General features: G+C 70.5%; 13 protein-coding genes. 4 read left to right on the top strand and 9 right to left on the bottom strand.

What is annotated here, in order from left to right; all coding sequences use genetic code 11:
- Nucleotides 1-179 (bottom strand): NAD-dependent epimerase/dehydratase family protein (locus ACPCJR_RS21415; protein WP_391514882.1); only part of this gene is annotated, 179 nt, incomplete at its 3' end.
- Between the two features lie 124 nt (nucleotides 180-303).
- Nucleotides 304-855, bottom strand: coding sequence for a dTDP-4-dehydrorhamnose 3,5-epimerase (gene rfbC / locus ACPCJR_RS21410; protein ID WP_391514873.1), 552 nt, complete (start codon nucleotides 853-855; stop codon nucleotides 304-306).
- Nucleotides 856-1100: 245 nt separating this feature from the next.
- On the opposite strand from rfbC, the gene ACPCJR_RS21405 reads away from it, so the two are divergent.
- Entirely contained in the window at nucleotides 1101-1541 is a 441-nt protein-coding gene (locus tag ACPCJR_RS21405; protein ID WP_391514872.1) for a DUF2147 domain-containing protein, read from the top strand.
- Nucleotides 1542-1553: 12 nt separating this feature from the next.
- On the opposite strand, the gene ACPCJR_RS21400 is transcribed toward ACPCJR_RS21405, so the two are convergent.
- The 4 genes from ACPCJR_RS21400 to ACPCJR_RS21385 all read right to left on the bottom strand — a co-directional run bounded on the left by ACPCJR_RS21400 (nucleotide 1554) and on the right by ACPCJR_RS21385 (nucleotide 5489).
- Nucleotides 1554-2009 carry a hypothetical protein gene (locus ACPCJR_RS21400; protein WP_391514871.1) on the bottom strand — a complete coding sequence of 152 codons (456 nt, stop codon included), beginning with the start codon at nucleotides 2007-2009 and terminating at the stop codon, nucleotides 1554-1556.
- Between the two features lie 132 nt (nucleotides 2010-2141).
- A complete protein-coding gene (locus tag ACPCJR_RS21395; RefSeq protein ID WP_391514869.1) occupies nucleotides 2142-2534 on the bottom strand; it encodes a hypothetical protein in 393 nt (130 codons plus the stop codon).
- A 147-nt stretch (nucleotides 2535-2681) separates the two neighbouring features.
- Nucleotides 2682-4499: a methylmalonyl-CoA mutase family protein gene (locus tag ACPCJR_RS21390; RefSeq protein WP_391514867.1), complete on the bottom strand. Its 1818-nt coding sequence runs from the start codon at nucleotides 4497-4499 to the stop codon at nucleotides 2682-2684.
- Between the two features lie 150 nt (nucleotides 4500-4649).
- Nucleotides 4650-5489 carry an undecaprenyl-diphosphate phosphatase gene (locus ACPCJR_RS21385; RefSeq protein ID WP_391514866.1) on the bottom strand — a complete coding sequence of 280 codons (840 nt, stop codon included), beginning with the start codon at nucleotides 5487-5489 and terminating at the stop codon, nucleotides 4650-4652.
- A 243-nt stretch (nucleotides 5490-5732) separates the two neighbouring features.
- On the opposite strand from ACPCJR_RS21385, the gene ACPCJR_RS21380 reads away from it, so the two are divergent.
- The 3 genes from ACPCJR_RS21380 to ACPCJR_RS21370 are packed head-to-tail and all read left to right on the top strand — an operon-like array spanning nucleotide 5733 to nucleotide 8476.
- Nucleotides 5733-6425 (top strand): glutathione S-transferase family protein, encoded by a 693-nt coding sequence (locus ACPCJR_RS21380; protein ID WP_110351496.1) that lies wholly within the window; start codon nucleotides 5733-5735, stop codon nucleotides 6423-6425.
- Between the two features lie 32 nt (nucleotides 6426-6457).
- Nucleotides 6458-7600: a tRNA epoxyqueuosine(34) reductase QueG gene (queG, locus tag ACPCJR_RS21375; protein ID WP_391514880.1), complete on the top strand. Its 1143-nt coding sequence runs from the start codon at nucleotides 6458-6460 to the stop codon at nucleotides 7598-7600.
- Nucleotides 7601-7606: 6 nt separating this feature from the next.
- Complete coding sequence (locus tag ACPCJR_RS21370) at nucleotides 7607-8476, top strand: SDR family oxidoreductase (protein WP_391514864.1); 870 nt, start codon at nucleotides 7607-7609, stop codon at nucleotides 8474-8476.
- An 11-nt stretch (nucleotides 8477-8487) separates the two neighbouring features.
- Here the strand turns inward: ACPCJR_RS21370 and ACPCJR_RS21365 are convergent, their stop codons facing one another.
- The 3 genes from ACPCJR_RS21365 to ACPCJR_RS21355 all read right to left on the bottom strand — a co-directional run bounded on the left by ACPCJR_RS21365 (nucleotide 8488) and on the right by ACPCJR_RS21355 (nucleotide 11773).
- A complete protein-coding gene (locus ACPCJR_RS21365; RefSeq protein ID WP_391514862.1) occupies nucleotides 8488-10455 on the bottom strand; it encodes a methyl-accepting chemotaxis protein in 1968 nt (655 codons plus the stop codon).
- Nucleotides 10456-10569: 114 nt separating this feature from the next.
- Nucleotides 10570-11328, bottom strand: a complete 759-nt coding sequence (locus tag ACPCJR_RS21360; RefSeq protein WP_391514861.1) for an NUDIX hydrolase — start codon at nucleotides 11326-11328, stop codon at nucleotides 10570-10572.
- Nucleotides 11279-11773, bottom strand: coding sequence for a DUF983 domain-containing protein (locus tag ACPCJR_RS21355; RefSeq protein ID WP_391514859.1), 495 nt, complete (start codon nucleotides 11771-11773; stop codon nucleotides 11279-11281). The genes ACPCJR_RS21360 and ACPCJR_RS21355 overlap by 50 nt, the downstream gene beginning before the upstream one ends.
- Nucleotides 11774-11794: the final 21 nt, after the last annotated feature.

Here is an 11794-nt window from a genome sequence, read left to right as displayed (position 1 = left end):
CAGATGTCGGCCTGCTCCAGGCGGTGGCGCGGGTCGTCGGCCAGCGGCTGCAGCGAGATCGGGTTGGCGGCGTAGGTCAGGGCGTCGAGGGTGAGAACCTCGTGGCCGAGGTCCTGCACCAGATGCAGCACCAGGGCGGAGCCGATGAAGCCGCAGCCGCCCGTCACCAGTATGCGCATCCGTCCAAACTCCGTCGGTGCCGATTCTTGCCTCTTCGCACGGCCGGAAGAGGCAGTTGCTGTGCCGTGGTGTCGATCTGAGGCCGGGACTGGCCGGCCGGGCCGGTACGCCCTGCAACCGTGATCAGAATACCCGGCCGAGATCGGCCAGGAAGGGGGCTACCCTGTCCTTGCCTGAGAGGATGGCGTCGGCCTCCGTCACCGGCCAGGCGATGCCAATGGCCGGATCGTTCCAGCGCAGGCTGCGATCGTCGGCGGGGCTGTAATAGGCATCGACCTTGTAGGCGACCATGGTGTCGGGCTCCAGGGTGCAGAAGCCGTGGGCGAAGCCGGCGGGCACGAAGATTTGTTCGCCGCCGGCCGCGTCGAGGCGTACGGCGACGTGGCGGCCATAGCTCGGCGAGTCGGAGCGGATGTCGACGACGACATCCAGAATGGCACCGGCGAGCACCCGGATCAGCTTGGCCTGGGCGTTGGGCGCCACCTGGAAGTGCAGGCCGCGGAGGGTGCCGGCTGGCGCTGAGAAGGACTGGTTGTCCTGCAGGAAGCGGTTGGTGATGCCGTGCTCGGCCAGTTGGTCGGCGCGGTAGACCTCCGAAAACCAGCCGCGGTCGTCGCCGTGCCGCTTGGGGATCACCCGCTTGACCGCCGGGATCTCGGTCTCGATCACCTGCATCCGCCGCTCCTGCCCTATATGTACCGGCTCGCGAGAGGCCGTAGGCCGTCTGAACGCGGCGAAGTCAAGGCGTTCGTCTTGAAAGCATTTTCCGAGGCGTTTCCTTTCCGAGCCGACGGCGTCCGTGACGCAGTCTCGCTTGAGCTCTGCTCCTGCTGCGCGACGACCGCCTCCTTGTGATACCGGAACCGCCCGCATACCGCTGAACCGATCCGGCGGAGACGGCCGGAATGGAGGAGAACCGAATGACGATGCTTCGTGCCGGCCGGCTATGCCGATCGACGGGACAGGTGCTCGCCGCCGCTCTGCTGCTCACGGCGAGCGGCACGGGCGCCCTGGCGCAGAAAGCGGACCTGTCCGGGCTGTGGCAGACCGAGACGGCGGGCTCGACGGTGCGCATCGCCCGCTGCGGCAGCGGCTATTGCGGGACGATTGCGGGCACCGCCGGCAGCGGTCTCGACGCGCAGAATCCCGACCCGGCCCTGCGCACCCGCAAGCTCGTCGGCGTCCAGATCATGCAGGCCGGGACGCCGAGCGGCGACGGGTTCGAAGGCAGCCTCTACAACCCCAAAGACGGCAAGACCTACGCCGGAAGCGTCACGCCGAAGGGTCCCGACACCGTCGAAGTTGCGGGCTGCGTCCTCAGCGTGCTGTGCAAGCGGCAGACCTGGCGGCGAATCCGCTAGATTGCCTGCGCTTCAGTGGTCCGCGCCGTCGGGCGCGGAATCCGCGCGATCCTGGGCCAGGGACGGCTTCTCGGCGGGCGGCTCGGCGCTCGCCACGGCCTTCGGCTCGAGCAGGGGCTGCAGGCGGGTGGCGAGCTGCTTGTCGAGATGTCCGGCATAGGCCCCCTTGAAATACCGCTCGCCGGTCCCGCGGCCGTAGATGCGGTCATGGGCCACCGCCATCCGGTCGACCTCCGGGCGGCACAGGAAGCCGATGATGCCGGCCGCCTCGTACCAGCGGCCGTCCCGCGCCAAGCGCATCGCCTTGGGATTCGACATCACCGTCTCGGCAAAGCAGGCCGTCGCCGCCTCTTCGAGGGGCGCCAGTACGGGATGCGACGAGCCGGGCACGTGTTGCCGGGCGGGGCGCGCCTCGGCCGCGGGGATCAGCAGGGCGAAGGCGAGGCCGAAAGACAGCACGGCTTTCATGGGGCGTCTCGATCTGAGGTCGAACGCCGTCCATGTTCTCCGGGGAAAGGGCCGGATCTAGGGCAGTGGCCGGCTCCTTTCGGGGCACCGCCGGAGAAAGCCGGCGGTTGTCGCGGCACTGCCACAGATGGATCAGCCGCGCCGGGTCGCGTTCCAGTTCCCGCTGCACTGGATCAGGCTGTCGCCGACGGTCGACCAGCGGCCCGAGCCGGTTCCCTGCGGCGTCAGGCGGCCGAGCACCTGTGCCGCATTGCCGTCGCGGGAGATGGTGCCGCGCACCGAGCCGTTGGCGGCGACGCGACCACTGATGTCGAAATCGCCGCCGCCATAGACGGCCTCGCCGCGCTGGATCTGCACGCCGTAGCGGTAGGCTCGGTCGCAGGGGCCGTCGAGGGTGACGACCTCGATGCTCCAGCGCCCGTCGAAGCGGTGCGGCACCTGCACCTTGCGCTTGGCCGCATCCGCTGTCCCGATGCCGACGACGGCGGCGGCGAGAGTGGCGGCGGCGAGGATCGGCAGGTGCATGGAGATGATGGTCCGGCTGTGGGTGGCCAGGATGGCCGCGGCTCGCCGAAAGATTGCCCCGGGCTCCGCAGAGTCAAGGTTGGCCGCGACGCCGTGACCCTGCCCGGGGATGCGCGGCATCACGTCGAGACGCAGCGGAGGCCTGTCTCAGTCCTTGGCCCGGTCGGCCGCCTCCCGCAGCAGGGCGAGCAGGTCGCAGCCCGCGAACAGGAGGCCGTGCAGGCCGGCCTGCCGCAGGGCCTCCGCCTCGGCCGGCTTCCCGGCGAGGTAGATCGTGCCGGCTCCGGCATCCTTCAGAGCCGCGAGGGCCGGTGCGGCCTCGGTCTCGTAGACCTTGTCGGAGGAGCACAGGCAGGCGACCCGTGCCCCCGAAGCCCTGAACGCCTCGGCCAGCGCGGCCGTCTCCGAGAAGCCGTCGTTGCCGATCGCCTCGATGCCGCCGGCGGCGAAGGCGTTGGCAGCGAAGGTCGAGCGGGCGTTGTGCACGGCCACGGGGCCGAGATTGGCCAGGAACACCGCCGGGCGCCGGCCCGTCTCCGCGAGCCGCGCGTCGGAGGCGTCGCGCAGGGCCTCGTAGGGTTCGGCGAGGCGTGCGGACGGCAGGGCGCCCTCGGGACGCGCCGTCGCCTGCGGAGCGTCCGCGAGCACCGTCACCGGCTTCTCGGCGAGGAAGGGGAATTCGCTGGCGCCGGTCAGCGGCTCCCGGCGGGTCGCCACCGCCCTCGCCCGCGACTCGGCCACCGCCGCGATCCGCCCCGCAAGGGCACCGGAATCGAGGCTCGCGGCGAGGCCGCCCTCCCGCTCGATCTCCTGGAACGCGACCCAGGCCTTCTCGGTCAGTTCCGCGGTCAGCGCCTCGAAGCCGCCGGCGCCGGCCGCCGGGTCGGAGACCCTGGCGAGGTTCGATTCCTCGACCAACACGATCTGGCTGTTGCGCACCACGCGGCGGGCGAAGGCGTCGGGCAGGCCGAGCGCCAGAGTGTAGGGCAGCGCGGTGACCGAATCGGCCCCGCCGAGCCCCGCCGAGGCGGTCGCCATGGTGGTGCGCAGGATGTTCACGAAGGGGTCGCGGCGGGTCATCATCCGCCACGCGGTCTCGGCCAGCACCCGCAGGGGCCTGGGCTCCAGGCCGCAAGCCTCTTCGACGCGGGCCCAGAGGCGTCGGATCGCCCGGAACTTAGCGACGGTGAGGAATTCGTCGGCATCCGCCACCAGCAGCACGGCGATCCGTTCGCGCGCGCGCTCCAGATCGTGACCGCCCGCCTCCAGGGCCCTCAGATAAGCGACGGCAGCGGCGAGCACGGCGGCGAGTTCCTGCACCTCGCTGGCGCCGGCCTCGTGGTAGGGGCGCGCATCGGCCAGGGCCACGCGGCCGCGGACGCCCGCGAAGGCGCGCGCCGTCTCGCAGAGCCGGGCTTCCCAGCCCGCCTCGAGCCGGCCGGTGGCGGCGCGGGTGCCGAGGGGGTCGAGGCCGAGATCGAGGTCGAGGGCGGCCGGATCGTCGCCGCGGCGCTCGATCAGCTGCTTGAGCAGGGAGGCGGTCTCGAAGCCCGCCGGCCCCGCATCGAGGCGCAGCGCGATCAGCGGCAGCATCACGCTCTTCAGCGCCGCATCGAGCCCGTCGAGCGAGGAGAGATCGAGGCCGAAGCCGCGGGCGGCCGGGGCCTCGCGATGGACGAGGACCAGGGCGTCGGCGCCACCCTCGAGATCGACCAGCGCCTGGGCCGACGCCTTCTCCGGGTCGGGTTGATCGATGCGCTGCGCCAGACGCCAGGGGCCGGGTGCCCGCACCGGCTGGGCCAGGGGCGCGGCGGGCTCGTAGAGCGGTTCGATGCGCAGGCCGTCGGCGCTCTTCGAGACGAGGCGCTTCTCGAAGTCGCCGCCCTTCAGAGCGGCGTCGACGGCCTTGCGCCAGCGCTCGCGGGTCGCGGGCTCGAACAATTCGGCGAGGGGACGATCTTCCATTGTGAGCGAGACCCTGGCGGTTCGGCGTTTCCGATCCGCTTCCTTGACGGAAGCGGCAGCTTTGCCGCCAGCCCTTGCACGGGGAGCGGGGAAACGACAACCGACTTTAGTCTGGGTGACCGCCCCCGCCTCGCTCAAAATCGTGAAGGCTCAGCCAAAAATAATCAGTCCGGCAAAGCCCAGGGAACCGACGATGATGCGCCACCACGCGAACAGCCAGAATCCGTGGCGGGACACGTAGTCCAGAACCGTGCGCACCACGATCAGCGCCGAGATGAAGGCCGCCACGAAGCCGATGACGATCAGCAGGGCGTCGTTGGACGAGAGGTTCTTGTAGTTGTCGAGCAAGTCCTTGGCGAAGGCGCCGGCCATGGTCGGCATGGCGAGGTAGAACGAGAACTCCGTGGCCGAGCGCTTGCTAGCACCCATCAGCATCGCGCCGACGATGGTGGCGCCCGAGCGGGACACGCCGGGGATCATCGCGACGCACTGAAACAGCCCGATCTTGAACGCCATCGGCAGGCTGAACTCGAACACGTCGGTCTTGCGCGGATGCTCGGTCGGCCCGTCGCCGGGGGCCGCCTTCGGCTCGCCGACCGTGTCGTCGATGACGAGCAGGACGAGGCCGCCGGCGACCAGGGTCGCGCAGACGATCCAGGGGTTGAACAGGTAGAGCTTGATGTATTTCGAGAAGAGGCCGCCGATGATCGCCGCGGGCAGGAAGGCGATCAGCACCGCCAGAACGAAGCGGCGCGCCCGCGGGTCGTTCGGAAGCGCGGTGGCGATGCCCCAGAGCTTGCCGAAATAGGCGAACAGGATCGCCAGGATCGCGCCCAGCTGGATCAGCACCTCGAAAGTGTTGTTGGGCGAGTGAAAGCCGATGAAGTGGCCGATCAGAAGCTGGTGACCAGTCGAGGAGACGGGGATGAACTCGGTGGCCCCCTCCACCACGGCGAGCACGAGCGCCTTCGCGATCAGGACGAGATCCATGAGCCTGCTGTTCCCCGCGCCGGTGGTTCGCGCCATTGGAGCGGCGCTTTCCAGAGAGCGCGGCAGACGACGGCGGTGCGGCAGCTTTGCGGCGGCAGGGTTGACGGGCGGTTACCGCGTTGCAGCGTGTTTGTTAATGAGGTGGCAACGATGAACAAATAATCCTGGCGCGTCGCCCCAATTTTGCCGGTGCGGCACGGTCTGCCCCAGGCTCTGCCTTCTTCCCGCTGAACCACGGCCTCGATGGCGACGCTCTACCACTCTCCCTTCTGCCCGAACTCCCGCTTCATCCGGCTCGTCCTGGCCGAGATGGGGATGGAACCGGTGCTCGTGGAGGAGCGGGCCTGGGAGCGCCGCCGCGAGTTCCTCGTCGTCAATCCCGCCGGCACCACGCCGGTGCTGGTGGAGCAGACGGGCCTCGCCATCCCCGGCGCGGGGGTGATCGCGGAATATCTCGACGAGACGCGGGGGCTGGGCCTCGCCGGCCGGCGCCTTCTGCCCGACACCACCACGGCCCGGGTCGAGGTGCGCCGCCTGCTCGACTGGTTCCTCGTCAAGTTCAACGCCGAGGTGACCGAGTATCTCGTCACGGAAAAGATCGACAAGCGCTTCATGTCGAGCGCCGCCGGGGGCGGCCCTCCGGACATGAACGCCATTCGTGCGGCGCGCACCAACGTGCGATATCACCTCCAATATGTCGGTTACCTGATCGGGCAGCGCCGCTGGCTCGCGGGCAACGACCTGACCTATGCGGATCTGGCGGCGGCGGCCCATCTTTCCTGCGCGGATTATCTCGGCGACGTGCCATGGGACGAGGACGAGATGGCGAAGGACTGGTACGCGCGGGTGAAGTCCCGTCCGTCCTTCCGCGCGCTCCTGGCCGACCGGGCGCCGGGAATGCCGGCGGCGGCCCACTACGCGGATCTGGATTTCTGAAAAGCGAGAAGGCCGTCCTCTCCGGCAGCGTCCTGCGCGAGGTCGTCGAGGCGCGCGCGCGCCGCCTCGGCTTCGAAGCGTTCCGCGTGACGCGCCCCGACGCCGTGCCGCATCTCCGCGAACGGCTGCCCGAATGGCTCGCGGCCGGCCATCACGGCACGATGGATTGGATGGAGGAGCGCGCCGAGCAGCGCGCGGCGCCGAGCGCGCTCTGGGCCGACACCCGCAGCATCGTCATGCTCGGCATGAATGCGGGGCCCGAGCGCGATCCCCTGGACCTCGTGCGCCTCAAGGATCGCGGGGCCATCGCGGCCTACGCGCAGCGGCGCGACTACCACGAGGTCGTCAAGGGCAAGCTGAAGGAACTCGGCGGCTTCCTCGCGGCGAAATCCGGCCATCCGGTGAAAGTCTTCGTCGACACCGCCCCCGTGATGGAGAAACCCCTGGCCCAGGCCGCCGGTCTCGGCTGGCAGGGCAAGCACACGGTGCTGATCTCGCGCGAGCACGGCAACTGGCTGATGCTCGGCGCGATCTTCGCCCGCGCCGAGCTCGCGCCCGATGCGGCCGAGGTGGATCATTGCGGCTCCTGCCGCCGCTGCCTCGACATCTGCCCGACCGACGCCTTCCCCGCGCCCTACCGGCTCGATGCGCGGCGCTGCATCGCCTACCTCACCATCGAGCATCACGGCCCGATCCCGGTCGAATTCCGCGAGAAGATCGGCAACCGGGTGTTCGGCTGCGACGACTGCCTCGCGGTCTGCCCCTGGAACAAGTTCGCGGGCGCGGCGCGGGAGGCGCGCATGGCCGCCCGCGCGGATCTTTGCGCGCCGCCGCTCGCCGAGTTGGCCCGCCTCGACGAGGCGGGCTTCCGGGCGCGCTTCGCCGGCACGCCGATCAAGCGCACGGGCCGCGACCGCTTCCTGCGCAACGTGCTGATCGCCATCGGCAACTCGGATGACACGGCTCTCGCCGGAGAGGCCGTGGCCTGCCTGAACGAGCCGGATCCCGTGGTGCGCGGCGCCGCAGTCTGGGCCTGCGGGCGGCTGCTATCGGTAGAGCGCCTGTGCGACCTGTTCGAGAGCCGTGGACGCCGCGAGGCGGACGCGCATGTGAGGGAGGAATGGCGTGCCGCCGCCCGCCTCTCTATGGGTGAGACGAGCCCCCGGGAGAGCTGACACCGCATGAACTTGTTCGTCTTCGGCCTCGGCTTCTCCGCCCGCCATTTCGTGGACACCGAGCGGGCCCGCTTCGGCACCGTGCGGGCCACGGTGACGGAGCCCGCGCGCGCAGAAAGCCTCGCCGCCGAGACCGGATTCAGCGTGCGCGCCTTCGGGCCGGAGAGCGACGATCCCCGCATCGCGCAGGATCTGGCGGACACGGACATCCTCCTCGTCTCCGCCCCGCCGGGGCAGGACGGCGACACCGCACTGAACCGCTACCGCGAGACCATCGCCGGGAGCCGCATCGGCTGGATCGGCTACCTTTCGACCATCGGCGTCTACGGCGATCAGGGCGGCGCCTGGATCGACGAGACGATTCCGGCCACCCCGAAGAGCGCCCGCTCGCGCGAGCGGCTCGCCGTCGAGGAGGCGTGGCTCGCCCTCGGCGCCGAGACCGGCAAAGCGGTGCAGATCTTTCGCCTGTCGGGCATCTACGGCCCCGGCCGCAACCCGATCGTGAAGCTGCGCGAGGGGCGCACCCAGCGCATCGTCAAGCGGGACCAAGTGTTCAACCGCATCCACGTGGCCGACATCGCCTCGACGCTCGCCGCCTCGATCGCGCGGCCGCGGGCGGGGGCGGTCTACAACGTCACCGACGACGAGCCGGCCCCGCCGCAGACCGTGATCGAGCACGCCGCGGCGCTGACCGGCCTGCCGCTGCCGCCGGCCGTCGATTTCGAGACCGCGCGCTTGAGCCCGATGGCGCGCAGCTTCTACGGCGAGAACAAGCGGGTGCGAAACCGCCTGATCCGCGAAGAACTGGGCGTGGAGCTGACCTACCCGACCTACCGGGAGGGGCTGGCCGCCCTCGTGGCCGACGCGCAGGGATAGCCGGGCGGTCCTCAGGCCACGAAGCGAACGCCGATCCCGTCCTCGGCCCGGCGGATGCAGCGGCAGCGCCGGGGCGGCTCGCCCTCGATGTGGAGGGTGAAGGTGTCCGGCAGGCTGTCCGCCGCGACGGCGAGCTTGGCCCCGCCCTCCGAGATGTTGAGGATCGTGCAGGGCAGGCTCCGCGCTTGGCCCCCACCGGCGCCGCGTTCGGGGACGAGTTCGATCCGGCCCTGCAGCGACGTGCGAACCCGCTCGTTGCCCCGGCGCTCCTCCAGCCCGACGTTCCAGGCATCGAGCTTGCTCGCGAAGCCCGCGACGCTGACCGACATGGCCTGCATGTCGGCGTTGACCTGGCCAGTGGCGGCGCGCTGCTGCGCGCTCGCGGCGGTGGTCTGCGTGATGAAGCCCTGGACCGTGTCGACCACGGCGGCGGTCGAGGTCAGCGCCCCGCCCACATCCCGTGAGACCGCCTGCATCGCGCCGATCTCGCCGGTGATGCGGGCGGTGGCCGAGCGGGCCTGCTCCGCGAGGCTCTTCACCTCGGTGGCCACCACCGCGAAGCCGCGGCCCGCCGCCCCGGCCCGGGCCGCCTCGATGGTCGCGTTGAGGGCAAGCAGGTTGATCTGCTCGGCGATGGAGGTGATCAGCTCGACCACGCCGGACATGGCGGCGGCCGCGTCGTCGAGCTTGGTCGAAAGCGTTCCGGCCGCGCTCATGCGCTCCTGGATGTCGCCCACCGCCCGGTGCGAACGATCCATCTGCTCGGCGATGGCCTCCGAGGTGCGGTGCATCTCCCCGGCGGCCGCGGCCACGGCCCGCACCCGGCCGAGCGTCTGCTCCGCCATGGAGAGGGCGCTGCTGCGCACCGACATGCTCTGGGTGATGTCGAAGGCGTATTTCACGACCTTGAACGGGCGCCCCGCGGCGTCGAAAACGGGATTGTAGGAGGCCTGGATCCAGACTTCGCGCCCGCCCTTGCCGACCCGCTGGTAGACGGCCGAGGTGAAGCGCCCTGCCCGCAGCGTCTCCCAGAACGCGGCATAGGCCCGGCTCTCGGCCGTGGCCGGCGTGACGAACAGACGGTGGTGGCGCCCCCGCACCTCGTCGAGCGTGTAGCCCAGCGCATTCAGGAAGTTGTCGTTGGCGTCGAGGACGGTGCCGTCCATGGCGAACTCGATCACCGCCTGCGAGCGGCGCGCCGCCTCGACCTTGCCCGCCATGTCCGCGGCGACGCGCTTGGCCTCGGTGATGTCGGAGGCGTACTTCACCACCTTGAACGGGCGCCCGCCGAGATCGAGGATCGGATTGTAGGTCGCCTGGATCCAGACCTCGCGCCCGTCCTTGCCGATGCGAAGATACTCGCCGGAGCGGTACTCGCCGCGGGCGAGCGCCTGCCAGAAGGCTCGGTACTCGGACGAGGCAGCCTCGTCCGGCCTCACGAAGAGGCTGTGATGACGGCCCTCGACCTCGTGCGCGGCGTAACCCAGGGCGTCGAGGAAGTTGGCGTTGGCGCTGCGGATCGTTCCGTCGAGATCGAACTGGATCACCGCCTGCGAGCGGCCGATCGCGGCGATCTGCCCCGCCGACTCGGCCGCGGCGAGCCGCTCGGCGGTCACGTCGAGGGCGAACTTGACGATCTTCACCACCCGGCCGCGCCGGTCGAGGACTGGATTGTAGGTCGCACGAATCCAGACCGCGCGCCCGTCGCGCGCGATCCGCCGGTACTCCGCGGCCTGGAAGGTCCCGTCCCGCAGCCGCTGCCAGAACGCCGCGTACTCCGTACCCTGCGCCTCCTGCGGTTCGACGAACAGACGGTGATGCCGCCCCCGCACCTCGGCCAGCGCGTAGCCCATCAGGGCGAGGAAGTTGTCGTTGGCGTCCAGCACCGTCCCATCGAGGGCGAAGGTGATGACCGCTTGCGAGCGGTGGAGGGCGTCGACCATGGCCGCCGCATCGGAGCGGCGCGCGGCGGAGAACATCAGGCATCCTGTCGTCGGTGGCAGCCGACAGATGACCCGAACCGCTTAAGGAAGCGCAAATGCATTGCGCGCGATCAATCTTTGCGAACGCGATGGAGCGGAACGTGCCGCCCCTCAGATCTCCTCCCGCAGCCCCTTGCCGCGGCGCTCGAAATAGAACGGGATCGGCCGGTAGGGCGGGAAGCCGGCGGCGGCCGCCGCTTCGAGGTCGTCGAGGATGACGCGGGTGATGCGCGGCAGGTCGAGCTTGCGGGCGGCGTCGAGATCGACCCAGGCGAGTTCGGTCAGTTCCGAATCCGGTCCCACGATGCCGGACCGCTCGGCGGCCACCCCCTTGCGATCGACGGCGAAGAAGCGGGTGTCGAAGCGGCGGGCACGCTTGGGCGGCGTGATCGCCCGGGCCACCAGATGCAGGGCTTCGAGGTCGGGCATCACGCCCTCCTCGGCAAAGGCCTGCCATGCGCCCTCCGGCGTGGCCTCCGGCGGGCCGTAATCGCGGGTGCCGATGAGAAGCCCGGTCTCCTCGAAGGTCTCGCGGATCGCGGCCAGCGCGAGCGAGCGGCCGAGATGGTGCGGCGCGCGGGGCAGCTTGGCGCGCAGGGCGTCGTCGGCCCGCTGCGAGAGGGCGCCGGCCACGGGCATGCGGCGGTCGACCGGCTCGGTACGCCCGCCGGGAAAGACGAACTTGCCGCCCATGAAGGCGAGCCCGGCATGGCGCCGGCCCATCAGCACCCGGAGCTTCTTCCGGGATCGGTCGAGGAGGATGAGGGTCGCCGCGTCGCGCGGGCGCAGCGTCACCGCCCTGCGGACGGGCGTCGCCTCCTCAGGCCGGTCCGAGTCCGGGGGCGCTGCCCGTTCTGCTTCCTGCCTCACCGCCCCGTCTCTCCCCCGTGCCGGTCCCGCCGAGCGCGGGGGGCGCCTTGCCGAAGCCGTGCATGCCGAAATTGTACTGCAGGCCGATCACCGCGCCCTTGACCGGCTGGAGCAGCCCGAGCGCCAGGACCAGGGTCAGCAGCGGCCAGACGGTCAGGGAGATCCAGAGCGGCACGTCGTAGCCCATCTCGAACTCGAGCACGAGATAGCCGACGATGTGGCCCACGAGGAAGATCACGAGGTAGGGCGGCAGGTCGTCGGCCCGGTGCCCCTCCATCTCCAGGCCGCAGGCCTCGCAGGCCGGCCGCACCTTGAGGAAGCGACCGAAGACGTGGCCCTTGCCGCAATGCGGGCAGCGGTTGAGGAAGCCGCGGGCCATGGCCAGGGTCAGCCGCGTGCGATCCGGCTGGGTCGGCTCCGGCGGGGGAAAGGTGTGCGTTTCCATGGGCAGAGCCTAGCCTCTTCC

The sequence above is a fragment of the Methylobacterium sp. NPDC097929 genome, assembly GCF_049543375.1.
GTDB lineage: Bacteria > Pseudomonadota > Alphaproteobacteria > Rhizobiales > Beijerinckiaceae > Methylobacterium.
Note: the sequence above shows the minus strand (reverse complement) of the source record. Positions and strands in the feature narration are given on the sequence as shown.

Coding starts and splice junctions, on each gene's coding strand:
- ACPCJR_RS21405 (WP_391514872.1), top strand. CDS start 1,101: ATGACGATGCTTCGTGCCGGCCGGCTATGCCGATCGACGGGACAGGTG.
- ACPCJR_RS21390 (WP_391514867.1), bottom strand. CDS start 4,499: ATGGAAGATCGTCCCCTCGCCGAATTGTTCGAGCCCGCGACCCGCGAG.
- rfbC (WP_391514873.1), bottom strand. CDS start 855: ATGCAGGTGATCGAGACCGAGATCCCGGCGGTCAAGCGGGTGATCCCC.
- ACPCJR_RS21355 (WP_391514859.1), bottom strand. CDS start 11,773: ATGGAAACGCACACCTTTCCCCCGCCGGAGCCGACCCAGCCGGATCGC.
- ACPCJR_RS21385 (WP_391514866.1), bottom strand. CDS start 5,489: ATGGATCTCGTCCTGATCGCGAAGGCGCTCGTGCTCGCCGTGGTGGAG.
- ACPCJR_RS21370 (WP_391514864.1), top strand. CDS start 7,607: ATGAACTTGTTCGTCTTCGGCCTCGGCTTCTCCGCCCGCCATTTCGTG.
- ACPCJR_RS21400 (WP_391514871.1), bottom strand. CDS start 2,009: ATGAAAGCCGTGCTGTCTTTCGGCCTCGCCTTCGCCCTGCTGATCCCC.
- ACPCJR_RS21395 (WP_391514869.1), bottom strand. CDS start 2,534: ATGCACCTGCCGATCCTCGCCGCCGCCACTCTCGCCGCCGCCGTCGTC.
- ACPCJR_RS21365 (WP_391514862.1), bottom strand. CDS start 10,455: ATGTTCTCCGCCGCGCGCCGCTCCGATGCGGCGGCCATGGTCGACGCC.
- ACPCJR_RS21380 (WP_110351496.1), top strand. CDS start 5,733: ATGGCGACGCTCTACCACTCTCCCTTCTGCCCGAACTCCCGCTTCATC.